Raw genomic sequence first — 26,071 nt, 5'->3', positions numbered from 1 at the left:
GTCTAGTCCGTCTCGATGGCGGTGATGTCCAGGCCGATGTCCAACTGCGGCGCGGAGTGCGTCAGCGCACCGACCGAAAGGTAGTCGACGCCGGTCTCGGCCACCGCGCGGGCGTTGTCCAGTTGCAGTCCGCCGGAGGCCTCCAGCCGGGCCCGGCCACGCGCGAGCGCGACGACCGTACGCATGTCGGCCGGGCTCATGTTGTCGAGCAGCACGAGTTGCGCGCCGGCCTCGATCACCTCGCGCGCCTGCGCCACGGTGTCGACCTCGATCTCCAGCGGAAGGTCCGGATACGCCGCGCGCACCAGGTCGAACGCGGCGACCACACCGCCGGCCGCGGCCACGTGGTTGTCCTTCACCAGCGCGGCGTCGGACAGAGACATCCGGTGATTCACACCTCCGCCGCAGCGCACCGCGTACTTCTCCAGCGCCCGCAGGCCCGGCAGCGTCTTGCGGGTGTCGCGGATCTGCGCACCCGTGCCGTCAACGGCGTCCACCCAGCGGCGGGTCAGCGTGGCGATGCCGGAGAGGTGGCCGAGCAGGTTCAGCGCGGTGCGCTCGGCGGTGAGGAGGTCGCGGACCGGCCCGCGGACGGTCGCCAGCACCTCGCCCGCGCTCACCCGCGCGCCGTCGGCGGCACCGAACTCGACGCGCAGCCGGCCCTGTCCGACGGTCTCGAAGACGTACGCGGCGACGGGCAGGCCGGCCACCACGCCCTCCTGCCGCGGCACGAGGTCGGCGGCGGCCAGCGCGGTGGCGGCGATGGTGGCCGAGGTGGTGACGTCGCCGGCGGCGCCGAGGTCCTCCTCCAGCGCGCGGGCCACCACCTCGGCGACGAGGTGGCGGGGCAGGCCGGGGGCTAGCTCATCAGTCACTGCTACTCCGGTAGGTCGTGGTCAGCGTGCCGTCGGGTGTGCGCACGGTGTCGAGGTGCCCGCGCCAGCTGCCGTCGTCGCGGTCCGGGAAGTCCTCGCGCCAGTGCGAGCCGCGGGTCTCCTCGCGCCGGCGGGCGGCGCGCACCAGCACCTCGGCTACGGTGAGCAGGTTGGTCGCCTCCCAATTCTCGGTCGCCGGCTCCGCGCCCGCCTCGGCGCGCAACTCAGCCAGGCCGCGCTCGGCGGCGGCCAGCCCGGCGGCGTCACGCAGCACGCCGACGTGCTCGGACATCAGTTGCTGCAGCGCCGGCCGGGCCTTGTCGCCGATCAGCGCGGCGGGCTCGGTAGTGCTCGGTTCGGGCTCGGGCGGCGCGCCCGGGGCGTCCAGCCGCGTGCGGATCGACTCGGCGATCCGGCGGCCGTAGACCAGCCCCTCGAGCAGTGAGTTGGACGCCAGCCGGTTGGCGCCGTGCACGCCGGTACAGGCCGTCTCGCCGCACGCGAACAGGCCGGGTACCGACGTCTCGCCGTGCAGGTCGGTGCGCACCCCGCCGCTCGCGTAGTGGCACGCGGGCACGATCGGGATCAGCTCGTGCACCGGGTCAATGCCCAGTGACAGCAGGGTTTCGTGGATCGTCGGGAAGCGGACCCGCCACTTCTCGGCGCCGAACGCGCGCGCGTCCAGCCACAGGTGCTCGGCCCCCGTCTCGCGCATCCGCCGCAGGATCGCCTTGGCCACGATGTCACGCGGCGCGAGGTCGGCGAGCTCGTGCTGGCCCTGCATGAACCGCACGCCCGCGTCGTCGACGAGGAACGCGCCCTCACCACGCACCGCCTCGCTGACCAGCGGCTGCTGCCCGCGCGCCCGCGCGCCGAGCCAGGTGACGGTCGGGTGGAACTGCACGAACTCCAGGTCGCGGACGACCGCCCCGGCCCGCAGCGCCACCGCGACACCGTCGCCGGTCGACACCGACGGGTTGGTGGTCGAGGCGTAGATCTGGCCGATGCCGCCGGTGGCCAGCACCACCGCCCGTGCGCGCACTGCGCCGACACCGTCGCGCTGCCCCTCGCCCATCACGTGCAGGGTGAGGCCGGCGATCTGCCCGTCCGCGGTGCGCAGCAGGTCCAGGACGAGCGCGTGTTCGAGCACCTCGACGGACGTGGCGTCCAGCACGCGGGTGACCAGCGCGCGCTCGATCTCGGCGCCCGTCGCGTCGCCGCCGGCGTGGGCGATGCGGTCGCGGTGGTGGCCGCCCTCGCGGGTGAGCGAGAGCGATCCGTCGTGCGTGCGGTCGAACCGTGCCCCGATCTGCGCCAGCTCGCGCACCGCCGCGGGCCCCTCGCGCACCAGCACGCGAACCGCCGCCTCGTCGCACACGCCGGCGCCTGCCACGATCGTGTCGTCGAAGTGCTGCTCCGGCGAGTCACCTGCGCCGAGGGCCGCGGCGATGCCGCCCTGCGCCCAGCGGGTCGAGCCCGCGGCCAGCACGTCCTTGGTCACGAGCATGATCCGCAGCGTGGAGTGCCGGGCGATGTGCAGCGCGGTCGTCAGCCCGGCGATGCCGGAACCGACGATCACGACGTCGGTCTCGGCACTCCAGCCCGGTGCGGGCGCGGCGACGCTGGTCACAGGCTGACCGGGACGTTGTCGATGAGCCGGGTGCGGCCCAGGCGCGCGGCGACGAGCAGCCGCCCGCTGCCGTGATCGGGGGCGGGCCCGAGTTCGGCATCGCGCAGTTCGAGGTAGTCGACGTCGATGCCGCCGGTCGATTCCAGCACCTCACGCGCGGCCGCGACCGCCTTCGCCGCACCGCCGGCGGCGGCGTCCTGACCGGCGAACAGGGCGCGCGAGAGCGCCGTCGCCCGCTGCCGCTCGTCCGCGGACAGGTAGATGTTGCGGCTGGACAGCGCCAGGCCGTCCGGCTCGCGCACGGTCGGGACGCCGGCGACGCCGACCATCAGCTCCAGGTCGGCGGCCATCCGGCGGATCAGGGTCAGCTGCTGGTAGTCCTTCTCGCCGAAGAAGCCGACCGCCGGGCGCACCAGGCCCAGGAACTTGGCGACGACGGTGAGCATCCCGGCGAAGTGTCCCGGCCGGGCCGCGCCCTCGAGTTCGGCACCGAGCGAGCCGGGATCGACGCGCACCCGGGACGGGCCGCCGGGGTAGACGTCTTCGACGGCGGGCGCCCACACCAGGTCGGCGCCGGCCGCCGCGCACCGCTCCAGGTCGGCCGGGAGCGCCCGAGGGTAGCGGCCGAAGTCCTCGTCCGGGCCGAACTGCAGCGGGTTGACGAAGACGGTGACGACGGTCGACTCCGCGGTGCGCGCCGCCGTTTCGATCAGCGCCGCGTGCCCGGCGTGCAGCGCGCCCATGGTCGGCACCAGGCCGACCGGGCCGGTGAGCTGCTCGCGGGCGGCGAAGAAGTCGGCGCGGGAGTGGACCACCTGCATCAGCCGCGCTCCAGGGTGTCGGCGAGGTCGGCGAACTGCGCCGCGGTGATCCGGTCGCTGTCCCGGGCACGCTCGGCGGTGCGCAGTGCCATCGCGCGGTACGCCGGCAGCACCTGTGGCGCGCGCTCGGCCAACGTCCGCAGGTGGGTGGCGACGGTGGCGACGTCACCGCGCGACACCGGCCCGGTCAGCGCGCCGTCGCCGAGGCGCAGCGCGTTGTCGAGCGAGGCGCTGACCAGCGGGGCGAGCAGGCGCGAGGGCGTCTCGACGCCGGCGTCGCCGAGCAGGCCCAGCGCGTCGGCGACGATCGTGACGAGATGGTTCGAGCCGATGCTCAACGCCGCGTGGTACAGCCCGCGGGCCGTCTCGGGCACCCAGACCGGCTCGCCGCCCATCTCCAGCACCAGCGACTCGGCGACCGGGCGCAGTTCGTCGTCGGCGGTGACGCCGAACAGGGCGCCGTCCAGCCGGTCGATGTCCTCGGGACGGCCCACGAAGGTCATCACCGGGTGTAGCGCGAGCGGCAGCACGCCGCGCGCCGCGGCCGGGTCGAGCGCGCCGATGCCGAGTGCGCCGGAGGTGTGCGCGACGAGCTGACCGGGCCGCCACGCCCCGGTCTCGGCCAGCCCCGCGACCAGCGGGCGCAACTCGTCGTCCGGCACGGCGAGCAGCACCAGGTCCGACTCGGCGACCACGTCGTCCGGCGCGCGGACTTCGGCACCGGGCAGCAGCCGCTCGGCCCGATCGCGCGAGGCCGCGGACACCGCTGACACCGCGACGACCTGGTGCCCGGCGCGCGCCAGCGCGGCGCCGAGGACGCTGCCCACGCGCCCGGCGCTGATCACGCCCACCCGCAGCCGTGCGGGCCGGGCTGTACTCACGTCACCTGCTCCGTCACCGTCGGCCGTCACTCGTTCGCCGCAGCCTACTTGGGGCAAGTAGGTTGACTGTCGTGACCGACTTGAACGACGTGGTGGCGCACAGTGCGGACGTCGCCGACCTGCACGCGCCGGTACCCACGCTGCTGCTCGAACTGCAGTCGTTGCTCGGTTCGCTGACCGCGACGGTGACCGCTGCGACCGATCGCGGCCGTCGCCCGTTCCGGCCGTCGGCGGACTGGCCGGCGCGGCTCGGCGAGCTCGCGTACGGCGTCTACCTGCTCGCCGACCAGACCGGAGTCGACGTGGCGCAAGCGGTCATCGCGACCGCGGCCAACCTGAACCGGCAGGGGCAACAGGTGCAGGCGAGCAGCGAGGCCGGCTGGCCGTTCGACCCGCACTGAGCCGCTCTTACCGCCCCCGCTGGCGCCGCTTCCCCCAACGCTGCGCCGCTTCCCCCATCCAGTGACGAACTCTGCGCCGCTTCCGCCCGCCAGTTAGCAACGCTGCGCCGCTTCCCCCCTCCAGTTACCAACTCTGCGCCGCTTCCCCCATCCGGTGACGAGATTCGGCGCCCGATTTCCGTCAGCCGGTGGGGGAAGCGGTCTCGACACCCCTGCGCGCATCGCGACGTCGGCGGGCGGCGTGGCCGCTGACCGGGGTGGGATGCTTTGCCGGTGAACGCACCGCCTGATGGATTGCCCGCCTATCGCGTGCTGACCGGTCCCGACGACGACGCGTTCTGCCGTCGGGTGAGCGAAGCACTGGCTCTCGGATACCAGCTGCACGAAGGTCCTGCGGTCACCTTCAACGGCACGGACGTCATCGTTGCCCAGGCCCTGATCTGGCCGACGCACTGAGCAAGCGCGCTTGCCGGTTCAGTCGACGAGCGGCCAGCCGGACGGATCGTCGAGCCGGAGTGCGACGCCAGCTAGGTCCTCGCGACAGCGGATCGATCGTCCGGTACATCCATCATCCGGTACATCGATCATCCGGTACATCGATCATCCGGTACATCGATCATCCGGTACATCGATCATCCGGTACGAGACGCCTGGCGGGGCCGGTCCGCGCACCCAGGAAAAAAGCAAGCGGGCTTGCTTTGTCTTGCGCGGCATGCCAAGGTCAGGGCGTGGCCGAGCTGGACGCGCTGCTGGCGGACCTGCATGCAGAGTCCGATGCGCTCGACGCGGTCGTCGCCGCGCTCCCCGACGCCGCTTGGTCACGTGCCACGCCGGCCGAAGGCTGGACGATCGCGCACCAGATCGCGCACCTGGCCTGGACCGACGAGGTGGCGACGACGGCCGCCACCGACGAGGCGCGCTTCCTTGCCGACCTGCAGGACGCGCTGCCCCGCCTCGCCACGTTCGTCGACGCAGCGGCAGCGCAAGGCGCGACCGCGGAGCCCAGCGCACTGCTCGCCCGCTGGCGAGCCGGGCGGGCCCGGCTGCAGCAGGCGCTGGCCACGGTGCCGCCCGGTGCGAAGCTGCCGTGGTTCGGCCCCCCGATGAGCGCGCCGTCGATGGCGACCGCACGGCTGATGGAGACCTGGGCGCACGGGCAGGACGTCTACGACGCCGTCGGCGTGACGCGCGAGCCCACCGACCGGATCCGCCACGTCGCGCACCTGGGCGTCCGCACTCGCGACTTCGCCTACCTGGTCAACGACCGCCCGGCACCGGGTGAGGAGTTCCGCGTCGAGCTGACCGGCCCGTCCGGGCAGACCTGGACCTGGGGACCGGACGGCGCGCGACAACGGGTCACCGGCAGCGCCCTGGACTTCTGCCTGCTCGTCACGCAGCGCCGCGCCCGGTCCGAGCTCGACCTCACCGCCGTCGGCGCCGACGCGGAGGAGTGGCTCGCCATCGCGCAGGCCTTCGCCGGGCCGCCCGGAAACGGGCGCGCCGCCGGTGTCGCCCGATGAACGGTGTCGCCCGATGAACGGTGCCGCCCGATGAACGGTGCCGCCGGATGAACGGTGCCGCCGGATGAAGCCGCTGCGGGTCGGCAACGCGTCCGGCTTCTACGGGGACCGGTTCGACGCGATGGCCGAGCTGCTGGGCGGCGGCGAACTGGACGTGCTGACCGGCGACTACCTGGCCGAGCTGACCATGCTCATCCTCGGCCGCGACCGGCTCAAGGACCCGTCGCTGGGGTACGCGAAGACCTTCGTGCGCCAGCTGGAGACGTCGCTGGGTACCGCACTCGACAACGGGGTACGCATCGTCACGAACGCGGGCGGCCTCAACCCGGCCGGCCTGGCGGCTGCGGTGCGCGCGCTGGCCGACCGGCTGGGGCTGCAGGTCAACGTCGCGCACGTCGAGGGCGACGACCTGCGCGAGCGGGCGAGCGAACTCGGCCTCGGCAGCGCTCTCGCGGCGAACGCGTACCTCGGGGCCTGGGGCATTGCCCAGTGCCTGCGCTCGGGCGCGGACGTGGTGGTGACCGGCCGCGTCACGGACGCCTCGCTGGTGGTCGGCCCGGCGGCGGCGCACTTCGGCTGGGCGCGCACCGACTGGGACACGCTCGCCGGTGCGGTCGTCGCCGGGCACGTGATCGAGTGCGGCCCGCAGGCAACCGGCGGCAACTACGCGTTCTTCACCGAGATCGCCGACCTGACCCGTCCGGGCTTCCCCATCGCCGAGGTGCACGCCGACGGCACGGCCGTGATCACCAAGCATCCCGGCACCGGTGGCGCAGTCAGCATCGGCACGGTCACCGCGCAACTGCTGTACGAGATCGGCGGCGCTCGGTACGCCGGGCCGGACGTCACGGCCCGCTTCGACACCGTGCAGCTGGCGCAGGACGGGCCTGATCGCGTGCGCATCGACGGCGTGCGCGGCGAGCCACCACCACCGGTGCTGAAGGTCGGGCTCAACGCGCTCGGCGGCTTCCGCAACGAGGTCACCTTCGTGCTGACCGGACTGGACATCGAGGCCAAGGCTGCCCTCGTGCAGCGCCAGCTCGCCGGGCTGGACGCGAACTGGACGCTGGCCCGCACCGACCACGCCGACGCTGACAGCCAGGAGGCCGCGAGCGCGCTGCTGCACTGCGTCGTGCGCGGTCCGGACCCGAAGGCGATCGGCCGGGCGTTCTCCGGCGCCGCGATCGAGCTCGCGCTCGCCTCCTACCCGGGCTTCCACGTCACCGCCCCGCCCGGTGACGCCACGCCGTACGGGGTGTTCACCTCCGCGTACGTGGACGCGGCGCTCGTGCCGCACGTCGCGGTGCTCGCCGACGGCACCCGGATCGACATCGCTCCTGCCGAGAACACCCTTGCACTGCAGGGCGTTCCCGAGTCGCCAGCCGGGACGCCGGTCGCCGGCCCGACCCGCCGCGTGCCGTTGGGCACGATCGCGGGCGCGCGCAGCGGCGACAAGGGTGGCTCGGCGAACGTCGGGGTCTGGGTGCGCACGGACGAGGCGTACCGCTGGCTGGCCGCGTCGCTCACGGTCGCCGAGTTCCAGCGGCTGCTGCCGGAGACCGCAACGCTGCCCGTGACGCGACACGCGTTGCCGAACCTGCGCGCGGTCAACTTCGTGGTGGAGGGCATCCTCGGTGCCGGGGTGGCGTTCAACGCGCGGCACGACCCACAGGCCAAGGCGCTCGGCGAGTGGCTGCGCTCGCGCCTCGTCGACGTCCCGGAGGCACTGTTGGCCCCGGAGCAGGGTCCGGCGCGGCGTGTCCGCCTGCAGGGAGGCCAACAGTGAGCGCGTTCGAGACGGCGGAACGGCGCGCGCTGCGCGAGACGGTGCGCCGCTTCGTCCAGGCCGAGGTGTTGCCGCACCAGGACGCGTGGGAGCGCGCCGGCGAGGTGCCGCGCGACCTGCACGCCCGCGCCGCGCGAGCGGGGCTGCTCGGGCTCGCCTACCCGGATGCGGTCGGCGGTGGCGGGGGCGGCCCGATCGAGGCGCTGATCCTGGCCGAGGAGCTGCACTACGCGGGCGCGGCCGGTGGCGTGTTCGCCGCGCTGTTCACCTCCGGGATCGCGCTGCCGCATCTGGTCGCGGCCGGCGATCCGGACCAGCTCGAACGGTGGGTACGACCGACGCTCGAGGGCCGGCTGATCGGCTCGCTCGCGGTCACCGAACCGGACGCCGGCTCGGACGTGGCCGCACTGCGCACCACCGCCAGGCGGGACGGCGCGGACTTCGTCGTCAACGGCACCAAGACGTACATCACCTCAGGGGCGCGCGCGGACTTCGTCGTGACCGTGGTCCGCACCGGTGGGGGTCCCCCCGGCAGCGAAGGTGGGGGTCCCCTCGGAAGCGAAGGCGTAGCCGCCGGGGGAGTAGCCGCCGGGGGAGACGCCGGCGGGTCAGGGCTCTCACTGCTCGTCGTGGAGAAGGGGACGCCGGGATTCACGGTCACGCGGCGCCTGGAGAAGATGGGCTGGCTCTGCTCCGACACCGCCGAGCTGTCGTACGTCGACGTGAGGGTGCCGGCCACGAACCTGGTCGGCGCCGAGAACAGCGGTTTCGCCCAGCTGGCGCAGCACTTCGTGAGCGAGCGGATCGGGCTGGCGGCGCAGGCCTACGCGAGCGCGCAGCGCGCACTCGATCTCACCGTCGAGTGGTGCCGGCTGCGCGAGACGTTCGGCCGGCCGCTGATCAGCCGGCAGGCGGTGCGGCACACCCTCGCCGAGATGGCACGCCGAGTGGAGGTCGCCCGCAGCTATACGCGCGGCGTCGCCGAACGCGCCGCGGGCGGCGAGTCGGACCTCGTGCTCGAGGCCTGCTTCGCGAAGAACACCGCGGTCGAGGCGGGCGAGTGGGTGGTCAGCCAGGCCGTCCAACTGCACGGCGGCGCCGGCTACCTGCGCGAGTCCGAGGTCGAGCGGCAGTACCGGGACATGCGCATCATCGGCATCGGCGGCGGCGCCACCGAGATCCTGACCGGCCTGTCCGCCAAGTTGCTGGGGTACGGCTCATGAGCGTGCTGAAGACGGCGATCGACCCGGCCACGCCGGAGTACCAGGCGAACCGGGAGGCGCTGCTCGGCAAGATCGCCGAGCTGGATGCCGAGCACGCGAAGGCGGTCGCGGGCGGCGGGGCGAAGTACGTCGCCCGGCACCACGAGCGCGGCAAGCTGCTCGCTCGCGAACGCATCGAACTGCTGCTCGACCCGGGTGCGCCGTTTCTCGAACTGTCGCCGCTGGCCGCCTGGGGCACTGACTTCGCCGTCGGCGCGAGCGTGGTCACCGGCATCGGCGTGGTCAGCGGGGTCGAATGCGTGATCAGCGCGAGCGACCCGACGGTGCGCGGCGGAGCGTCGAATCCGTGGACGCTGAAGAAGACGTTGCGCGCGCACGAGATCGCGCTGCAGAACCGGCTGCCGGTCATCGGGCTGGTGGAGTCCGGCGGCGCCGACCTGCCCACCCAGAAGGAGATCTTCATCCCTGGCGGGCAGATCTTCCGCGACCTCACCCGGCTGTCGGCCGCGGGCATCCCGACGGTCGCGCTGGTCTTCGGAAACTCCACCGCAGGCGGCGCATACGTCCCGGGCATGAGCGACTTCGTGGTGATGGTCAAGGAGCGCGCCAAGGTGTTCCTCGCCGGTCCGCCGCTGGTGAAGATGGCCACCGGCGAGGAGTCCGACGACGAGTCACTCGGCGGCGCCGAGCTGCATGCGCGGCAGTCCGGCCTGGCCGACTACCTCGCGCTCGACGAGCAGGACGCGATCCGCATCGGCCGGCAGATCGTCGCAAGCCTCAACTGGCGCAAGCAGGGTCCGGCGCCGCAGGCCGACCCGGCCCCGCCACGGTTCGAGGAGGACGAACTGCTCGGCATCGTCCCCACCGACCTGAAGAACCCGTTCGACCCGCACGAGGTGATCGCGCGCATCGTCGACGGCAGCGAGTTCGACGAGTTCAAACCCCTGTACGGCTCGTCGCTGGTCACCGGGTGGGCGGCGCTGCACGGCTACCCGATCGGCATCCTGGCCAATGCGCGTGGCGTGCTGTTCAGCGAGGAGGCCCAGAAGGCGGCACACTTCATCCAGCTCGCGAACCGGGCCCGGACGCCCTTGCTGTTCCTGCAGAACACCACCGGCTACATGGTCGGCAGCCAGTACGAGCGGGCCGGGATCATCAAGCACGGTGCGCTGATGATCAACGCGGTGTCGAACTCGACGGTGCCGCACTTCACCGTGACGATGGGCGCCTCGTACGGGGCCGGCAACTACGGCATGTGCGGGCGCGCGTACGGGCCGCGATTCCTGTTCACCTGGCCGAGCGCGAAGTCGGCGGTGATGGGTCCGGCGCAGCTGGCCGGAGTGCTGTCGATCGTCGCGCGGCAGGCGGCGGAGGCGCGCGGGCAGGCCTACGACGAGGCCGGCGACACGCAGCTGCGCGCGTACGTCGAGGCCCAGATCGAGGAGCAGTCACTCGCGCCCTTCCTGTCCGGAATGCTCTACGACGACGGGGTGATCGACCCGCGTGACACCCGCACCGTCCTCGGCATCGCGCTGTCCGCCGCGCACTCCGCGCCCGTCGAGGGCGCCACCGGCTACGGGGTGTTCCGGCTGTGATCACGTCGGTCCTGGTGGCCAACCGCGGCGAGATCGCCCGCCGGGTGTTCCGCACCTGCCGCGAGCTGGGCCTGTCGACCGTGGCGGTGTACGCCGACGCCGACGCCGAGTCCCCGCATGTGCGCGAGGCGGACGCCGCGGTCCGGCTGCCGGGTATCGCCCCGGCCGACACCTACCTGCGCGCGGACCTGCTGGTCGCCGCGGCGATCCGCGCGGGCGCCGACGCGATCCACCCCGGGTACGGCTTCCTGTCCGAGAACCCAGCCTTCGCGCGCGCCGTGCAGGACGCCGGGCTGAGCTGGATCGGACCGCCGGTGGAGGCGATCGCGGCAATGGGCTCGAAGGTCGCCGCCAAGGCGCTGATGTCCGCCGCGGGCGTGCCTGTGCTGGCCGAGCTCGCCCCGGACTCGATCACCGAGGCCGACCTACCGGTGCTGATCAAGGCTTCGGCCGGCGGCGGCGGGCGCGGCATGCGGGCCGTCCACCGCCTCGCCGACCTGCCGCGCGAGCTCGACGCGGCCCGGGCCGAGGCGGCGTCCGCGTTCGGTGACCCGACGGTGTTCTGCGAGCCGTACCTGCCTACCGGCCGGCACATCGAGGTGCAGGTGTTGGCCGACGAGCACGGCACGATCTGGACGATCGGCGAGCGCGAGTGCTCGATCCAGCGGCGGCATCAGAAGGTCGTCGAGGAGGCGCCGTCACCGCTCGCCGAACGCGTCAGCGGCCTGCGGGCGCAGCTGTTCGACGCCGCGCGCGCCGCCACCGAGGCGATCGCCTACACCGGCGCGGGCACCGTCGAGTTCCTCGCCGACGAGCACGGCCGCTTCTACTTCCTGGAGATGAACACCCGGCTGCAGGTCGAGCACCCGGTCACCGAGTGCACCACCGGACTGGACCTGGTCGCGCTGCAGCTCGCGGTCGCCGACGGTCACCGACTCGGCGCCGAACCGCCGGCCACGCGCGGACACGCGATCGAGGTGCGGCTGTACGCCGAGGACGCGCAGGCCGGTTGGCGTCCGCAGAGCGGCACCCTGAACCGCTTCGCCGTCCCGGGCGTCAGCGCCGAGTTCGCCGCCGGAACGCGGCCGGCCGGCATCCGGCTGGACAGCGGGGTGCAGGACGGGACGGCCGTGGGCGTGCATTACGACCCGATGCTGGCGAAGGTGATCAGCTGGGCGCCCGACCGCGGCCAGGCGGCGCGCGCCCTGAGCCACGCGCTCGCGCGCAGCACGATCCACGGCGTGCGTACCAATCGCGACCTGCTGGTGAACGTCCTACGTCACAAGGCATTCCTCGACGGCGACACCGACACGGCATTCTTCGAGCGGCACGGGCTGGCGCAGCTCGCGGCGCCGCTGGCCGGTGAGCGCGCCGAGGCGTTGTCCGCGCTCGCCGCCGCTCTCGCCCTGGACGCCGCGGCGCGCGAGAACGCACCCGTACTGCGTACCGTCCCCACCGGATGGCGCAACGTGGTCAGCCGGCCACAGTGGCGCGACCTGGACGGCCCGCACGGTGCGCACCACGTGACGTACCGGCTGGGCCGTGACGGCCTCACCTGCGAGCTCGAGGCGGTGGGGCTGCTCAGCGTCGCCGCGGACGAAGTGGTGCTCACCGACGCCGGGGTGCGCCGGGCGTTCGCGGTGCGCACCGCCGGCGCGCAGGTGTACGTCGACTCGGCGCTCGGCGCCGTCACCTTCGGCGCCCCCGCCCGGTTCACCGATCCCGCAGCACAGGTTGCGGCCGGATCGCTGCTCGCGCCGATGCCGGGCACCGTCACCCGCGTCGCGGTCACGACCGGTGACACCGTGCGCGCCGGGGAACCCATCCTGTGGCTGGAGGCGATGAAGATGCAGCACCAGATCAACGCACCCGCCGACGGCACGGTCACCGAGTTGCCGGTGCAGCAAGGGCAACAGGTCGACGTCGGCGCAGTGCTCGCCGTAGTGGACCCAGCCGACGTGGACGCAGCCGACGTGGACCCAGCCGACCAGGACCCAGCCAGTCACGGACAGGAGCCGGTGTGAACTTCACCGAATCGCCCGAACAGCAGGCGCTGCGCAGCGCGGTGGCCGAACTCGGCAAGCGCTACGGCCAGGCGTACACCGCACCGCGGGCACGCGCCCGCGAGCCGCTGTCCGAACTGTGGGCCGAGGCCGGCAAGAGCGGGTTCATCGGCGTGAACCTGCCCGAGCAGTACGGCGGTGGCGGCGCCGGCATGTACGAGCTGGCGATCGTCGGCGAGGAGCTGAGCGCGGCCGGCAGCGGCCTGCTGATGCTGGTGGTCTCCCCCGCGATCTGCGGCACGATCATCAGCCGGTTCGGCACCGACGAGCAGAAGCGGCGCTGGCTGCCCGGCCTGGCTTCGGGTGAGGCGATCATGGCCTTCGGCATCACCGAGCCGGACGCCGGCTCCAACTCGCACAACATCACCACGACCGCGCGCCGAGACGGCGCCGACTGGGTGCTCAACGGCCGCAAGGTCTTCGTGTCCGGGGTCGACTCCGCCGACGCCGTCCTGATCGTCGGGCGCACCGAGGACGCCCGAACCGGCCGGCTCAAGCCGGCGCTCTACGTCGTCCCGACCGACACCGCCGGCTTCGAGTACACGCCGATCGACATGGACGTGCAGATGCCGGACAAGCAGTTCCTGCTCTACCTGGACGACGTCCGGCTGCCGGCCGACGCGCTGATCGGCGAGGAGGACGCCGCCTTGGCGCAGCTGTTCGCCGGGCTGAACCCGGAGCGGATCATGGCTGCGGCCAACTCGGTGGGCATGGGCCGTTACGCGCTGGACCGGGCGGTCGGCTACGCGAACGAGCGCGTCGTGTGGGGCAAGCCGATCGGCACGCACCAGGGGCTGGCGCACCCGCTGGCGAAGGCGAAGGTCGAGCTGGAGCTGGCCAAGCTGATGATGCAGAAGGCGGCCAGCCTGCTCGATGGCGGCGACGAGGCCAACGGGGCAGCGGTCGGCGAGGCCGCGAACATGGCGAAGTACGCGGCGGCCGAGGCGAGCATCGCGTGCGCCGACCAGGCCGTGCAGACGATGGGCGGCAACGGGCTGGCCCACGAGTACGGCGTCGGCTCGCTGCTCATCGCCGCGCGGGTCGCGCGCATCGCCCCGGTCAGCCGCGAGATGATCCTGAACTTCGTCGCCCAGTTCAGCCTGGGCCTGCCGAAATCGTATTGAGGAGCAGCGCCATGCCAGTCGTGCCGTACGCCGTCGACCGGGCGATCGCCACGCTCACCCTGGATTCCCCGGCGAACCGCAACGCGCTGTCGGCCCGACTGGTCGGCGAGCTGAGCGAGGGCCTGCAGCGCGCGGCCGCCGACCCGGACGTGCGTGCCGCCGTGATCACGCACGCCGGCCGGACGTTCTGCGCCGGCGCCGACCTCAAGGAGCAGGCGGCGGAGGGCGGCCCCGAGCAGGGCACCAAGCGGATGCTCGCCCTGCTGCGAGCGATCGTCGAGCTGCCCAAGCCGGTACTGGCCCGCGTCGACGGGCACGTGCGCGCCGGGGGTCTCGGCATCCTCGGCGCCTGCGATCTCGCGTTCGCGAGCGCCGACGCCACGTTCGCGTTCACCGAGGTACGGCTCGGCCTCGCGCCCGCGATCATCTCGCTGACCACGCTGGGCCGGATGGACGAGCGCGCCGCGAGCCGCTACTACCTCACCGGCGAGACGTTCGACGCGGCCGCCGCCGCCCGCAGCGGCCTGATCACCGAAGCGGCGGACGATCTCGACGCGAGCCTGGCGGCGGTGTGCGAGGCGCTGCGGGCCTGCTCGCCGCAGGGACTGGCCGAGACCAAGCCGTTGACCACGGCAGCGACCGTCGCGCGGTTCGCGGCCGACGCCGCCGGCCTGCAGGCGCTCTCGCAGCGGCTCTTCGAGTCGGACGAAGCCCGCGAGGGCATCCTGGCGTTCCTGCAGAAGCGGCCGCCGAGCTGGGCGCCGCCCACGACGTCATGATCGGCCCGCTGTGACCGGTGCGCCGGCCCGGCAGCCGCAGCAGGACCGCAGCCGTGCGACCCGCGGCCGGTTGCTGGAGGCGGCCATCACCTGCCTGGCCGAGCTCGGCTACCAGGCCAGCACGGTCGCCGTCGTCGCCGAACGGGCCGGCGTCTCGCGGGGCGCCGCGCAGCACCACTTCCCGACCCGCGAGGCGCTGTTCACCGCCGCGCTGGAACACATGACCGCGGTGCGCGCCGCCGAGATGACCCGGCAGTTCGCCGCGCTGCCCGGCGGCCGCCCGGACACCGCCGCGATCGTGGACGCCGTGTTCAGCCTGTTCACCGGCATCGTGTTCCGCGCCGCCCTCGCGCTCTGGCTCGCCGCGGCGGGCGAGCCGGCGCTGCGCGAGCAGATCATCGGCCTCGAAGCTCGCATCGGGCGCGAGACGCACCGCGCCGTCGTCGCGATGCTCGGCGCCGACGAGTCCGCGGCCGGGGTGCGCGAGACCGTGCAGGCCACCCTCGACCTGGCGCGCGGGCTCGGGCTGGCGAACCTGCTCACCGACGACAGCCGCCGCCGCGCTCAGATCGCCCGACAGTGGGCGCGGATCCTGGACACCACGCTCGGCTGAGCCGGGCCGTCGCTGCGCCCCGGGTGGCGAACAGGGACGCCGCGCGGCTCTCAGACGGCGGCGGCGTGCACGCGGTCGCGGCCGGCCTGCTTGCCGCCGTACAGCGCCGCGTCGGCCACCTCGAGCACCTGGTCCAGCCCGTCGGCCGACGCGGGCACGCAGTGCGCGAGGCCGATGGTCGCGGTCACCCGCAGCTGCGCGGGCAGGTCCATCGTCGAGATGCGCTCCCGAATCCGGGTCGCCATGTCCAGGGCGTGCGCGACGGAGGCCCGGCCGTCGACCAGCACGACGAACTCCTCGCCACCGAACCGGCCGACCAGATCGCTCGCCCGCGTCTCGCGCTTGAGGGTGCGGCCGACCTCGCGCAGCACCAGGTCACCGACCAGGTGGCCGTGCGTGTCATTGACCCGCTTGAAGTAGTCCAGGTCGATGACCATGACGGCGACCCGGCGGCCCTCGCGCGCGGCGGAAGCGACGGCGGCGCTGGCCCGCTCCCGCCAGGCCGAGGCGTTCAGCAGCGCGGTCTTCGCATCGGTGCACGCCGCGAGTTGCAGCTGCTTGACCAGCGAGGCGCGATGCAGCACCACCATGAACCCGAAGCTGACCGGCAACAGCCACGGTGTGCGCAGCAGCAACTGCGCCGTGACGACACCGATCACCTCGGTGGCGCCCTCGAAGCCGAGCGCCTCGCGGTTGGGCAGCACCGCCCGGAACCTGGCCGGACGGGTCGCCAGGAACGCGCCGGTGGACACGATCAGAGCATCGAGCGGCAGGAACAGCAGCAGCGCCACGACGGTGGGCAACGCCGAGTGCGCGGCGACGCCGGGCACCACGCGCCCGGCCACGAATTCGGCGCCCTCGGCCGCCGCCCAGGTGGCGACGGTGGCGGCCGCGGCGGTGAACAGCATGCGATGCGGACGCAGCGTGCGGCCGCGCCGGCCGACCAGCAGGACGTGCGCGTAGATCGCCATCACCAGCGCCGCGGCCAGCCCGGCGGGCACGACCAGGATCGCGGCGACCGTCCACACCGACAGGTGGTTCGTGCGCACGCTGCCGTCACCCAGGAAGCGCCGGAACCGCTCGATCCGGTCGCACGCCTCGCCGTAGGCGATCGCCGCGGCCAGCAGCACACCGACCCGGATCAGGTAGGTCGCCGACAGGTCGTCACGGCTGAGCGCGACGGCGGTCAGGACGGGGGCGAACAGCTCGACGGTGAGGATGAAGACGAGCCCGAGCGGCCGGACCTTCCACAGCGCCCAGGATCGAATCGAACGCAGCGCAAACCACGGAACCTGGTCAAGACCCGATTCCCGGTCCATCATGGGGGTACCCCTCCGCTGGCGCGCATCACCCACAAGCGCTCCGGCCACCGAAAGCGTCGCACCAGGCACGACTGGCCAGGCACGACTGGAAGATGGCGAAGCACTTGCCCCCGAGTGAGCTGAACGTACAGGAGGTCACCGACACGCGGTAGACCCGCGACGGTCAGTCGGCACGCATTCTTAGGTCCGCCTGGTTCCAGCCGGGACAGCCGGTGCCCGGCCGAAGACGAACGAGAGGAGTACCGCCGTGTTCGCACATGTCGAGTGGAGCTGATCGGTCGAAGCGTTTCCCCCCGCCACCATCGCGCCGAAGGAGGTCGCGTCATGCAGCAGCACGTCGAGTGGAGCTGACCTTGCACCGCGAGCGGCGAACCGGTCAGCGGCGACCGATCCCCGCTTCGGCCACGTCCCCGACCGTCCGGGTGTCCGGTTCGACCGGACCCCGGCGTCGGGCGGACGACACCGCCAGGGCGAGCGCGCACGCCGAGCCGAACAGGCCGGCCGTGGCCACCGCGATGGTCGTCGAGCTGAGCTTGGCCACCAGGCCGGCAAGGATCAGCCCAACCCCCTGGGCCGCGAGCAGGCCGGACGAGGCGAACGCGATGGCCTGCCCGCGCAGCCGGACCGGCGCCGCCGTCACGAACTCGGTCATCACCTGCACCTGATAGGTCATGCCGAGGCCGGACAGCCCCCACAGCACCAGGCTGACCGTCAGGCCGGGGTGGGCGGCACACGCGATCAGCGGTAGCCCGCAGCCCACCGCGAGCAGCGGGGTCACCCGCATCCGGGTGCCGACCGGCACCAAGCGGACGAAAAGAAGCGCCCCGATCAACGCCCCGGTGGGCGCGGCGGCCAGCAGGAGCCCGACCGCCTGCGCGCCGCCGCCCAGCTCCTGCGCGTACGGCGCGGCAAGGCCCTCCGGCGCGACGAACGCCCCGGCCAGCCACGCGTAGCCGACCATCAGCCGCAGCCGGGGATCGTGCAGCACCACCCGGAACCCGGCCCGCCAGTCGTCCCGCTCGCTCGCGGCGACCTCGCGTCCCTGGACCGCGGGGCGGTAGCTGAGCGCGATCCGCAGCACGAGCGCCGACAGCGCGAAGGTGAGCGCGTTCACGGCGAGCGCGCTGCGCGCACCGATCGCGGCGACGGCCACGCCGCCGACCGCGAATCCGATCAGCTGGGCGCCTTGGCCGGTCGCGAGTCGCAGGCTGGTGCCCAGCGCGTAGCCCTCGCCGGCCAGCATGTCGGCGACCAGCGCCGACTCGGCCGCCTTCCAGGGGCAGCCGACGAGCACCACCGCCACGAGCAGGCAGATCAGCGCGCCCAGCGGCATCCCCGGCAGCGCCATCGCGGCGAGCAGCGCGGCCCGGGTCAGGTCGCCGCCGACCAGCAGGCTGCGCCGCGGCAGGCGGTCGGCGAGGACGCCCAGCGGCGTGCCCAGCAGCGCCGGCAAGAAGGTGAGCGCGTAGACGGTGGCGGTGAGGGCGCCGGAGTGCGTCCGGTCGAAGACGAGCACGGACAGCGCGACCCGGGCCAGCTGGTCACCGAGCAGCGACTGCAGCCCAGCCAGCCACACCCAGCGGAACTCGCGGACCTGCAACACCGTCCGGAACGAGACGGTTTGTCTTGCCTGCGGGATCACTACCGCATGTTAAGTCCCGGTGCGTGCTCACCGCTACGGCCGGCGGCAGCGTGGCTGCCGACATCGCTGCTCGCGGGAAGCTACCGTGTGCGCGTGGCAGCACGCGACGCAGTCGACGATCAGGCAGCCCTGGACTGGGAGCTGATCCGGCGCGTGGTCGCGCGCGCCGACCAGCGGATCCTGTCCCAGGTCGCCGGCCCGGAGCTGCCCGAGCAGTCCTTCGGGGTGCTGCACGCGCTGCTGCATGCACCGGACAAGCGGCTGCCGATGAGCCACCTGGCCCGCGAGCTGTTGATGACCTCCGGCGGGTTCACCAAACTCGCCGACCGGCTCGGCCGCGCCGGGTTGATCGACCGGCGCGGTTCCGAGGGTGACCGCCGGGTCGTGTATGCCTCGCTGACCAGCGAGGGCGTCCAGGTCGCCCGCGACGCCGAACGTCGCTACCGGGCGGCGCTGCGCGAACAGCTGTTGCAGACCCTCACCCCGGCGCAACTCGGGACGGTCGCCGACGGGCTGCGCGCCCTGGACGAGCACGCCGACGTACCGCACGAGACCACCCCGGCGCGCGCCGGCGCCGCGTCGCCGCCCAGCACGGCGGTACCCGAGCGGCGGCGGGTAGCGCGCACCTGAGACCCCCGGGGCCTTGCGCACGTCTGTCAGAATGAGATCTCCGTGAAGATCACCAAGGCCGGGGCATGGACGACGCTGCACGCGAATCGGGGACGAGCGAGGACTTCGCTGCAGTGCCCACGGTGCCGACGGTGCCGACAGTGCCGACAGTGCCGACAGTGCCGACAGTGCCCGGCGGGTCCGCGGCACCGTGGACCGGCCCGGTAGAGCACCGGACGGACCTGCGCGGGCTGCTGCGCTCCGCGACGGCCGAGCCGGGCGGCGCACGCGGGGGCACCACGCCCAGCCCGGGCGAGGCGATGGCCCTGGCGTCCTGCGCGATGCGCCTGGTGGAGGCGCAACTCGTCGGCTCCGGCGGTACCGGGTTGGCCGCCGCCGACGTGAGCACGGCACGCGCGGCGCTGCGGGAGGCCCGGGAGCTGCTCGACGCCGCTGCCGCCGAGCTGCCGGGTGAACCGGTCAGCGCGCACCGCCGGCTGCGCAGCCGGCTGCGCCTGTCGCGGCCGCGGCCGGACCGCCGCTGACCCTCAGGCAGGCCCGCTCAGGCCTGGAACGGGGCCGCACCCGGGCCGATGCGCGTCAGCGCGCCGCTTCGCGCTGCAGGATCTGGGCCAACACGTCGTGGCCGGCGTCGCCTCGGCGCCTGCCGCCGGGCTCGTCGTCGCGCGCGCCGTGCCGGCCGACGGGCTCGTCGGCCCGGCGGCGTCCCGAGTAGGACGGCGCAGGCGGCTCGATCGGGTCGAGCTCGAAGTCGGTGAACGGGCGCAGCCGCGGCAGCCCGGCGAACTCGTCGGCAGGCAGGCTCACACCCGACAACGGCTGCTGGGCGGGCTGCTGGGTGTCCGCCTTCGGCTGTGCGTCCGTCTCTGACGGTGGGTCCGCCTGCTGCGGTGCTTGCGCCTGCTGTGCTTGCGCCTGTTGCGTTTCCGCGTGCTGCTGCGGCATCCCCTGCCGTGCGGCCGCCGAAGCTGCTGCGGCCGCCGTGACGGACGCGGCGGCCGTGGCTGACGCAGCCGGCGTGGCCGACGCTGCGGGCGCGGCCGGCGCCCGCGGTGGTGTTGTCGGCGGTGGTGTTGTCGGCGGTGGCGCGGCGGGCGCGGGCGGGCGCAGCGGGCCGGGCGCTGCGGCGGGCGGCGGAGCGGCATCGGCCGGGGGCGCCGGCGCGAGTCGGATGTGCGGCTGCTGCGCGGGCTGGCGCTGGTCCACCGGCTCGTGCTGCTCGCCGCGACCAGGTGCGGAGATCTCGGCGTCCACGACACGTCCCGGGCCGCCGAGGCGCGCCAGCGACGCCGCGGCCCGCTCGTTGAGCTGGCGCATCGTCTTGAGCTGGTTGACCTCGCGCTGCAGAGCCTCGATGTCCGAGCCGATCACCCGGGTCGTCTCGATCCGCTCGAGCCGCAACTGGCCGCCGACCTTCTCCAGCAGCTCACCACGCAGCGAGGCGAGCTCGGCGCGGACCGTGGACACCTCGCGGGCCACCGCCGCCTGGATCTCACGGCGCAGCATGTGCTCGAGCCGCAACTCGAACTGACGGCGCGCAGCGGCCTCCTCGGCGCGCTCCAGCGCGGCGTTCTCCCGCACGGCGAGCTGCTGGCCGGACTGCTGTTCCGCCGCGGCCGGATGCGCGTGCCGACTGCCGAACACCGAATACGCGCCGAGCAGCAGGCCCCAGAATCCGGCGAGCGCGCCGATCCGCATGCTCTTGAGCGAACTGCTCGTGACGATCAGCCAGACAGCCACGGCTCCCAGGGCGACCGCGATGCCGAAACCGATGCCCCGGACCACCGCGACCCGGCGGTCGCGGCGCAGTCCGGCGCCGTCGGTGGAGCGTGGCATCGCACCAGCTTAGTCAACGGGCGCGAGGAGTCGAGGGGCCGTCGGCGCGCCGCGGGCGCGCTACTCGCGCCGGTCAGCGGACCGGTGATCATCACTTCCGGGGTCGATGCCGGCGCGCTCCAGCAGCAACCCCGCTGCCGCCATCAGCACGGCCGACGCGAGCAGCAGGGCACCGACCCGCGAGTCGTGATCGGCGGCCGTCACCGTGGACGACTCGGGCAGCACGCGTGCCAGCAGCGCGATCGCGGCGCCGACGACCGCTGCGCCGACGATCGAGGAGGCCTTGCCCAGTGCGACGCAACGGGCGATCACCAGCGCAGCCATCGGCCGGCCGTTCGGGTCGTGCCGCACCGCCGCACGCACCCGGCGTGCAGCGACGAACTCGGCGACGGCGAGCGCCAGCATCGGCGCCGGCACCAGCCAGCCGAGCGGTGGCAGCGAGTCGTAGTTCGCGCGCAACAGCGCATACGCGAGCACGCCGACGACCAGCAACGGGATGGCCAGGTCGAGCGGACCGGTTCGGCGCAGCCGCGGCGGGGTGCTCATCCGGGCCGGCTCACCGCAGCACCAGGTCCGGGCACGGACGCACGGCGGCGACCTCGTCCGCCGGCAGCGCCGCGAGCAGGTCTGCAACCGCACGCCCGGACAGGGCCGCGCCGGGCTGGACCGCCAGCCAGGGGACCAGCACGAAGGCCCGCTCGGCAGCACGCGGGTGCGGCAGGGTCAGCACCGGATCGGCGCTGTCGATGCCGTCGACGTCGATCACGTCCACATCCAGCGTGCGCGGTCCCCACCGCACGTCGCGGGTGCGACCGGCCGCCTGTTCCGAGGCGTGCGCGCGCTGCAGCCAGGTCGCCGGGCCGGCGGCCCGGTCCTCGACGATCAGCACCGCGTTGAGGTAGTCACCCTGCGGCACCGGCCCCCACGGCGGCGTCCGGTAGACCGGCGAGAGCTCGCGCAACCACGGCCGGAAGGCGTCGGCCGCCGCCTGCAGCAGCGCGAGCCGGTCCCCCAGGTTCGACCCGATCGACAGCACCGCGATGCTCACGGCTGGTCACGCCCGGGGACAACCCTGTCGCGGCGGACGGTGACGGCCACGTCGGCGAAGGCGAGCGGGATCGGCGCCTGCGGCTTGTGCACGGTCACCGTGGCCGCGTGCACGCGGGCGTCCGCGAGGCAGCTGTCGGCCAGCCGGGCGGCGAGCGTCTCGAGCAGGTTGACCGGTTCGCCCCCGATCACCGCGGCCAGTTGCTGGGCGAGCGCGCCGTAGTCGATCGTGTCCGTGAGCCGGTCGGAGGTAGCGGCTGCGCGGGTGTCCGTCTCGAGCGCGACGTCGACGACGAAGTCCTGCCCGTCGGCACGCTCGAAGTCGAACACGCCGTGATTGCCGCGCACCCGCAGCCCGGTCAGCGAGATCAGGTCGGGCGTCATCGTGCGCTCCGGACGGCGGCCATGGCCAGCGCGGCGTCGACCGACGGCCGCACCTCGTGCACCCGCACCCCCCAGACGCCCTGCGTGGCGGCGTACGCCGTCAGCGCGGTGGTCGCGTCCTCGCGCTCGCCGACCGGACGCGCCGCACCGCCGGCGTCCGCAAGCAACGAACCGAGGAACGACTTGCGCGAGGAGCCCACGAGCACCGGCAGGCCGACTTCGGTGAGCGCATCGAGCCGGGCGAGCAGCTGCCAGTTGTGCGCGGCGGTCTTGGCGAAGCCCAGCCCCGGATCGAGCACGAGCGCGGTGCGGTCCACCCCGACCGCGAGCGCGGCGTCCACCCGCTCGGACAGCTCGCGCCGCACGTCCGCGACGACGTCGTCGTACACGGCGAGTTGCTGCATGCGCGCGCTGTGCCCGCGCCAGTGCATGAGGATCCACGGGCAGCGGGCGTCCCGCACCACCCGGCCCATGTCCGGGTCGCCCAGCCCGCCGGACACGTCGTTGACGACGTGCGCGCCGGCCTTCAGGGCGGCCTCGGCGACCTCGGCGCGGTACGTGTCCACGCTCAGCGCGAAACCGGCGCCGGCCAGCGCTTCGATCACCGGGACGACCCGGCGCGTCTCCTCCTCGGCGTCCACCCGCTGCGCGCCGGGCCGGGTCGACTCGCCACCCACGTCGATCAGGTCGGCGCCCTCGGCGCGCATCTCGTGCGCGTGCGCGATCGCGTCGTCGAGCGTCGTGTAGCGCCCGCCGTCGGAGAACGAGTCCGGCGTGACGTTCAGTACCCCGACGACGACGATGCGGTCGGTACGCACCGGAAGCGACATCACTTCCCCAGGATCAGGCTCAGGGCTTCGGCTCGGGTGCGCGGATCGGCCTTGAAGATGCCGCGCACCGCGGAGGTCATCGTCATCGCGCCCGGCTTGCGCACGCCGCGCATCGCCATGCACAGGTGCTCGGCCTCGACCACCACGATCACGCCGCGTGGCTCGAGCCGGCGCATCACCGCGTCGGCGATCTGCGAGGTCAGCCGTTCCTGCACCTGCGGCCGGCGCGCGTACAGGTCGACCAGCCGGGCCAGCTTGGACAGCCCGGTGATCCGGCCGTCGTCGCCGGGGATGTAGCCGACCGCGGCCGAGCCGTGGAACGGGACGAGGTGATGCTCGCAGGTCGAGTACAGCGCGATGTCCTTGACGAGCACCAGTTCGTCGTGGTTCTCGTCGAACGTCGTCTGCAGCACCTCCTCCGGATCGACGAACAGGCCGCCGAAGATCTCGGCGTAGGAGCGCGCCACCCGACTCGGGGTGGCCTTGAGCCCCTCGCGGTCCGGGTCCTCGCCGACCGCCAGCAGTAGCTCGCGCACCGCAGCCTCGGCGCGCGCCACATCGACACTGCCCGACGGTGAGCTCGCAAGCTCGCTCGGCTCGGCCTCCTTCGTCGGCCGCGAAGACGCAGCTGCACCCGACGGTGAGCTCGCAAGCTCGCTCGGCTCGGCCTCCTTCGTCGGCCGCGAAGACGCAGCTGCACCCGACGGTGAGCTCGCAAGCTCGCTCGGCTCGGCCTGCTTCGTCGGCCGCGAAGACGCAGCTGCACCCGACGGTGAGCTCGCAAGCTCGCTCACTGGTGGTACGGCGCCGTAGGCGGTGGCGGAGGAGGCCCTCCCGGGACCGGGGCCGAGGGCGGCGATGGGGGTCCCCCCGCCAGTGGGGCCGTAGGCGGCGGGGGAGGTCCCCCCGCCAGTGGGGCCGTAGGCGGCGATGGGGGTCCCCCCGCCAGTGGGGCCGTAGGCGGCGGGGGAGGGTATCCGCCGTAGGGCGTGCCCGGGCGGTCGGACGGACCGAAGGCGCCGGGCGTAGGCGCCGGCGCCGGCGGTGTCGGATCGGGCTGCACCCCGGGCTGGGCGTGCGCGCCGTTCGTCGGGGCCGGTGCCTTGCGCAGCGACGGCGGGATCTCGATCGGCGGACGGTCACTCGGCGTGCGCTTGCCGAACCCGGCGAAGCTGTTGTGCGGCGGCCGCTTGCGCACCGGCGCGAGGATCCGCTCCAGATCGTCCTTGGCCAGCGTCTCCTTCTCGACCAGCTCCAGCACCATCGCGTCGAGCGTGTCGCGGTACTGGACCAGGATCTCCCAGGCCTCGTCGTGCGCGCCCTCGATCAGGCCGCGCACCTCGGCGTCGATGTCCGCGGCGACGGCCTCGGAGTAGTCGCGCTGGTGGCCGTAGTCGCGCCCCATGAACGGTTCGGCGTCGCCGGTGCCGTACTTGACCGCACCGAGCTTGGCGCTCATGCCGTACTCGGTGATCATCGCGCGGGCCAGGCCGCTGGCCTTCTCGATGTCGTTGGACGCGCCGGTCGTCGGCTCGTGGAAGACGAGTTCCTCGGCGGCGCGCCCGCCCAGTGCGTACACGAGCTGGTCGAGGATCTCCGAGCGGGTCTGCGTGTAGCGGTCCTCCAGCGGCAGCACCAGGGTGTGCCCCAGTGACCGGCCGCGCGGCAGGATCGTCACCTTGTGCACCGGGTCGAGGTTCGGCATCGCCCACGCCGTGAGCGCGTGCCCGGCCTCGTGATAGGCGGTGACCCGCTTCTCCTTGTCGCTCATCGCCCGGGTCTTGCGCTCCGGGCCGGCGAGGACACGGTCGATCGACTCCTCCAGCGCCGAGGTGGTGATCAGCCGGCCGTTGTTGCGCGCGGTGAGCAGGGCGGCCTCGTTGATCACGTTCGCCAGGTCGGCGCCGGTGAAGCCGGGCGTGCGGCGCGCGATCACGCCGAGGTCGACGTCGGCGGCGAACGGCTTGCCCTTGGCGTGCACGCGCAGCACGGCCTCGCGACCCAGGACGTCCGGCGGCCCGACCGCGATCTGCCGGTCGAAGCGACCAGGGCGCAGCAGCGCCGGGTCCAGGATGTCGGGACGGTTGGTCGCGGCGATCAGGATCACGCCGCCCTTGACGTCGAAGCCGTCCATCTCGACCAGCAGCTGGTTCAGGGTCTGCTCGCGTTCGTCGTGACCGCCGCCCATGCCGGCGCCACGGTGCCGGCCCACGGCGTCGATCTCGTCGACGAAGATGATCGACGGCGCGTTCTCCTTGGCCTGCGTGAACAGGTCACGAACGCGGGAGGCACCGACACCGACGAACATCTCCACGAAGTCCGAGCCGGAGATCGAGTAGAACGGCACGCCCGCCTCGCCGGCGACCGCGCGCGCGAGCAGCGTCTTGCCGGTGCCCGGTGGGCCGTACAGCAACACGCCCTTGGGGATCTTGGCGCCGATCGCCTGGAACTTCGCCGGGTTGGCCAGGAACTCCTTGATCTCCTCGAGTTCCTCGATCGCCTCGTCCGCGCCCGCGACGTCGGCGAACGTCGTCTTCGGGGTGTCCTTGGTCACCAGTTTGGCCTTGCTGCGGCCGAAGCTCATCACCCGGCTGCCGCCGCCCTGCACCTGGCTCATCACGAAGAACAGCACGCCGACGATCAACAGGATCGGCAACAGGCTGACCAGCAGCGAGAGCCAGGTGTTGTCGTGCGTCACCTTGGTGTTGAAGTTCAGCGGCTGATCGCCGCTCTTGGCCTTCTCCAAGGTCGTCAGGATCTCGTCCGAGCTGCCGGACGGGTACTGGGTGCTGATCTTGGTGTACTTGCCGTCGAACTTGGTGTTCAGGTCGACCTGGAGCTCCTGCTCCTTGTCCTTGACGGTGACCTTCTTGGCGTTGCCCGATTCGATCTGCGCCAGCGCCTGCTGGGTGGACACACCGTGGTAGTCGCTGCCACCGCCGAGCAGGGACGGCAGGACGAACAAGCCGAACAGGATCACGGCCGCCCACAGCCACCACGACCTCAGAATGCGCTTGCGGTTCATATGCGTATTCACGAACGGGGGGCCGTCCGCGTTCCTCCTGCTCG

The 26,071-nt window shown here is 73.1% G+C and carries 25 protein-coding genes; 12 read left to right on the top strand and 13 right to left on the bottom strand.

Features of this window, described 5'->3' with window-relative positions:
• Nucleotides 1-2: 2 nt before the first annotated feature.
• The 4 genes from nadC to M6B22_RS13895 are packed head-to-tail and all read right to left on the bottom strand — an operon-like array spanning nt 3 to nt 4,207.
• On the bottom strand, nt 3-875 hold the full coding sequence (gene nadC, locus M6B22_RS13910) for a carboxylating nicotinate-nucleotide diphosphorylase (protein WP_269442158.1): 873 nt from the start codon (nt 873-875) through the stop codon (nt 3-5).
• Nucleotides 868-2,505: an L-aspartate oxidase gene (locus M6B22_RS13905; RefSeq protein WP_269442157.1), complete on the bottom strand. Its 1,638-nt coding sequence runs from the start codon at nt 2,503-2,505 to the stop codon at nt 868-870. Before M6B22_RS13905 ends, nadC begins: the two co-directional genes overlap by 8 nt.
• Nucleotides 2,502-3,329 carry a pantoate--beta-alanine ligase gene (gene panC, locus M6B22_RS13900; protein ID WP_407935705.1) on the bottom strand — a complete coding sequence of 276 codons (828 nt, stop codon included), beginning with the start codon at nt 3,327-3,329 and terminating at the stop codon, nt 2,502-2,504. The genes M6B22_RS13905 and panC overlap by 4 nt, the downstream gene beginning before the upstream one ends.
• Complete coding sequence (locus tag M6B22_RS13895) at nt 3,326-4,207, bottom strand: Rossmann-like and DUF2520 domain-containing protein (protein ID WP_269442155.1); 882 nt, start codon at nt 4,205-4,207, stop codon at nt 3,326-3,328. The genes panC and M6B22_RS13895 overlap by 4 nt, the downstream gene beginning before the upstream one ends.
• Before the next feature lie 71 nt (nt 4,208-4,278).
• Between M6B22_RS13895 and M6B22_RS13890 the strand changes: the two genes are divergently transcribed.
• The 10 genes from M6B22_RS13890 (at nt 4,279) to M6B22_RS13845 (ending at nt 15,311) form a co-directional block, all read left to right on the top strand.
• Nucleotides 4,279-4,608 carry a hypothetical protein gene (locus M6B22_RS13890; RefSeq protein ID WP_269442154.1) on the top strand — a complete coding sequence of 110 codons (330 nt, stop codon included), beginning with the start codon at nt 4,279-4,281 and terminating at the stop codon, nt 4,606-4,608.
• 273 nt (nt 4,609-4,881) lie between these two features.
• Nucleotides 4,882-5,064, top strand: coding sequence for a DUF1737 domain-containing protein (locus M6B22_RS13885; protein WP_269442153.1), 183 nt, complete (start codon nt 4,882-4,884; stop codon nt 5,062-5,064).
• A gap of 272 nt (nt 5,065-5,336) precedes the next feature.
• Complete coding sequence (locus tag M6B22_RS13880) at nt 5,337-6,128, top strand: TIGR03084 family metal-binding protein (RefSeq protein WP_269442152.1); 792 nt, start codon at nt 5,337-5,339, stop codon at nt 6,126-6,128.
• Nucleotides 6,129-6,192: 64 nt separating this feature from the next.
• Nucleotides 6,193-7,914 (top strand): acyclic terpene utilization AtuA family protein, encoded by a 1,722-nt coding sequence (locus M6B22_RS13875; RefSeq protein ID WP_269442151.1) that lies wholly within the window; start codon nt 6,193-6,195, stop codon nt 7,912-7,914.
• Complete coding sequence (locus M6B22_RS13870; protein WP_269442150.1) at nt 7,911-9,137, top strand: acyl-CoA dehydrogenase family protein; 1,227 nt, start codon at nt 7,911-7,913, stop codon at nt 9,135-9,137. Before M6B22_RS13875 ends, M6B22_RS13870 begins: the two co-directional genes overlap by 4 nt.
• Nucleotides 9,134-10,732: an acyl-CoA carboxylase subunit beta gene (locus M6B22_RS13865; RefSeq protein WP_269442149.1), complete on the top strand. Its 1,599-nt coding sequence runs from the start codon at nt 9,134-9,136 to the stop codon at nt 10,730-10,732. The genes M6B22_RS13870 and M6B22_RS13865 overlap by 4 nt, the downstream gene beginning before the upstream one ends.
• The gene (locus tag M6B22_RS13860; protein ID WP_269442148.1) at nt 10,729-12,756 is read left to right on the top strand and encodes an ATP-binding protein; all 2,028 of its coding nucleotides are present in this window, start codon (nt 10,729-10,731) and stop codon (nt 12,754-12,756) included. The genes M6B22_RS13865 and M6B22_RS13860 overlap by 4 nt, the downstream gene beginning before the upstream one ends.
• The gene (locus tag M6B22_RS13855) at nt 12,753-13,919 is read left to right on the top strand and encodes an acyl-CoA dehydrogenase family protein (protein WP_269442147.1); all 1,167 of its coding nucleotides are present in this window, start codon (nt 12,753-12,755) and stop codon (nt 13,917-13,919) included. Before M6B22_RS13860 ends, M6B22_RS13855 begins: the two co-directional genes overlap by 4 nt.
• An 11-nt stretch (nt 13,920-13,930) precedes the next feature.
• Entirely contained in the window at nt 13,931-14,698 is a 768-nt protein-coding gene (locus M6B22_RS13850) for an enoyl-CoA hydratase family protein (protein ID WP_269442146.1), read from the top strand.
• A gap of 10 nt (nt 14,699-14,708) precedes the next feature.
• Nucleotides 14,709-15,311, top strand: coding sequence for a TetR/AcrR family transcriptional regulator (locus M6B22_RS13845; protein ID WP_269442145.1), 603 nt, complete (start codon nt 14,709-14,711; stop codon nt 15,309-15,311).
• Between the two features lie 50 nt (nt 15,312-15,361).
• Here the strand turns inward: M6B22_RS13845 and M6B22_RS13840 are convergent, their stop codons facing one another.
• Together M6B22_RS13840 and M6B22_RS13835 are read right to left on the bottom strand one after the other, a co-directional pair.
• Nucleotides 15,362-16,633 carry a GGDEF domain-containing protein gene (locus tag M6B22_RS13840; RefSeq protein WP_269442144.1) on the bottom strand — a complete coding sequence of 424 codons (1,272 nt, stop codon included), beginning with the start codon at nt 16,631-16,633 and terminating at the stop codon, nt 15,362-15,364.
• A gap of 376 nt (nt 16,634-17,009) precedes the next feature.
• Nucleotides 17,010-18,275 (bottom strand): MFS transporter, encoded by a 1,266-nt coding sequence (locus tag M6B22_RS13835; protein ID WP_269442143.1) that lies wholly within the window; start codon nt 18,273-18,275, stop codon nt 17,010-17,012.
• Between the two features lie 93 nt (nt 18,276-18,368).
• Between M6B22_RS13835 and M6B22_RS13830 the strand changes: the two genes are divergently transcribed.
• Nucleotides 18,369-18,905 carry a MarR family winged helix-turn-helix transcriptional regulator gene (locus M6B22_RS13830; RefSeq protein WP_269442142.1) on the top strand — a complete coding sequence of 179 codons (537 nt, stop codon included), beginning with the start codon at nt 18,369-18,371 and terminating at the stop codon, nt 18,903-18,905.
• 65 nt (nt 18,906-18,970) lie between these two features.
• Nucleotides 18,971-19,429: a hypothetical protein gene (locus tag M6B22_RS13825; RefSeq protein ID WP_269442141.1), complete on the top strand. Its 459-nt coding sequence runs from the start codon at nt 18,971-18,973 to the stop codon at nt 19,427-19,429.
• Between the two features lie 55 nt (nt 19,430-19,484).
• Here M6B22_RS13825 and M6B22_RS13820 read toward each other — a convergent pair whose 3' ends face one another.
• From M6B22_RS13820 to ftsH, 7 genes are all read right to left on the bottom strand, one after another.
• Nucleotides 19,485-20,741 carry a DUF6779 domain-containing protein gene (locus M6B22_RS13820; protein ID WP_269442140.1) on the bottom strand — a complete coding sequence of 419 codons (1,257 nt, stop codon included), beginning with the start codon at nt 20,739-20,741 and terminating at the stop codon, nt 19,485-19,487.
• Between the two features lie 60 nt (nt 20,742-20,801).
• Nucleotides 20,802-21,287, bottom strand: a complete 486-nt coding sequence (locus M6B22_RS13815; protein WP_269442139.1) for a DUF3180 domain-containing protein — start codon at nt 21,285-21,287, stop codon at nt 20,802-20,804.
• 10 nt (nt 21,288-21,297) lie between these two features.
• Nucleotides 21,298-21,789 carry a 2-amino-4-hydroxy-6-hydroxymethyldihydropteridine diphosphokinase gene (gene folK, locus M6B22_RS13810; RefSeq protein WP_269442138.1) on the bottom strand — a complete coding sequence of 164 codons (492 nt, stop codon included), beginning with the start codon at nt 21,787-21,789 and terminating at the stop codon, nt 21,298-21,300.
• Nucleotides 21,786-22,172, bottom strand: a complete 387-nt coding sequence (gene folB, locus M6B22_RS13805) for a dihydroneopterin aldolase (RefSeq protein ID WP_269442137.1) — start codon at nt 22,170-22,172, stop codon at nt 21,786-21,788. The genes folK and folB overlap by 4 nt, the downstream gene beginning before the upstream one ends.
• Complete coding sequence (gene folP, locus M6B22_RS13800; protein ID WP_269445832.1) at nt 22,169-23,002, bottom strand: dihydropteroate synthase; 834 nt, start codon at nt 23,000-23,002, stop codon at nt 22,169-22,171. The genes folB and folP overlap by 4 nt, the downstream gene beginning before the upstream one ends.
• Nucleotides 23,002-23,559 (bottom strand): GTP cyclohydrolase I FolE, encoded by a 558-nt coding sequence (gene folE, locus M6B22_RS13795; protein WP_269442136.1) that lies wholly within the window; start codon nt 23,557-23,559, stop codon nt 23,002-23,004. Before folE ends, folP begins: the two co-directional genes overlap by 1 nt.
• Before the next feature lie 233 nt (nt 23,560-23,792).
• Nucleotides 23,793-26,027, bottom strand: coding sequence for an ATP-dependent zinc metalloprotease FtsH (ftsH, locus tag M6B22_RS13790; RefSeq protein ID WP_269442135.1), 2,235 nt, complete (start codon nt 26,025-26,027; stop codon nt 23,793-23,795).
• Between the last annotated feature and the right edge of the window lie 44 nt (nt 26,028-26,071).

Source organism: Jatrophihabitans cynanchi, assembly GCF_027247405.1.
GTDB classification, from domain to species: Bacteria; Actinomycetota; Actinomycetes; order Mycobacteriales; family Jatrophihabitantaceae; genus Jatrophihabitans_B; species Jatrophihabitans_B cynanchi.
Note: the sequence above shows the minus strand (reverse complement) of the source record. Positions and strands in the feature narration are given on the sequence as shown.

What these genes read in the sequence shown, in the direction of transcription:
- M6B22_RS13815 (WP_269442139.1), bottom strand. Translation starts at nt 21,287, where the DNA reads ATGAGCACCCCGCCGCGGCTGCGCCGAACCGGTCCGCTCGACCTGGCC.
- M6B22_RS13825 (WP_269442141.1), top strand. Translation starts at nt 18,971, where the DNA reads ATGGACGACGCTGCACGCGAATCGGGGACGAGCGAGGACTTCGCTGCA.
- M6B22_RS13875 (WP_269442151.1), top strand. Translation starts at nt 6,193, where the DNA reads ATGAAGCCGCTGCGGGTCGGCAACGCGTCCGGCTTCTACGGGGACCGG.
- M6B22_RS13820 (WP_269442140.1), bottom strand. Translation starts at nt 20,741, where the DNA reads ATGCCACGCTCCACCGACGGCGCCGGACTGCGCCGCGACCGCCGGGTC.
- folP (WP_269445832.1), bottom strand. Translation starts at nt 23,002, where the DNA reads ATGTCGCTTCCGGTGCGTACCGACCGCATCGTCGTCGTCGGGGTACTG.
- folB (WP_269442137.1), bottom strand. Translation starts at nt 22,172, where the DNA reads ATGACGCCCGACCTGATCTCGCTGACCGGGCTGCGGGTGCGCGGCAAT.
- M6B22_RS13865 (WP_269442149.1), top strand. Translation starts at nt 9,134, where the DNA reads ATGAGCGTGCTGAAGACGGCGATCGACCCGGCCACGCCGGAGTACCAG.
- M6B22_RS13840 (WP_269442144.1), bottom strand. Translation starts at nt 16,633, where the DNA reads ATGATGGACCGGGAATCGGGTCTTGACCAGGTTCCGTGGTTTGCGCTG.
- M6B22_RS13850 (WP_269442146.1), top strand. Translation starts at nt 13,931, where the DNA reads ATGCCAGTCGTGCCGTACGCCGTCGACCGGGCGATCGCCACGCTCACC.
- ftsH (WP_269442135.1), bottom strand. Translation starts at nt 26,027, where the DNA reads ATGAACCGCAAGCGCATTCTGAGGTCGTGGTGGCTGTGGGCGGCCGTG.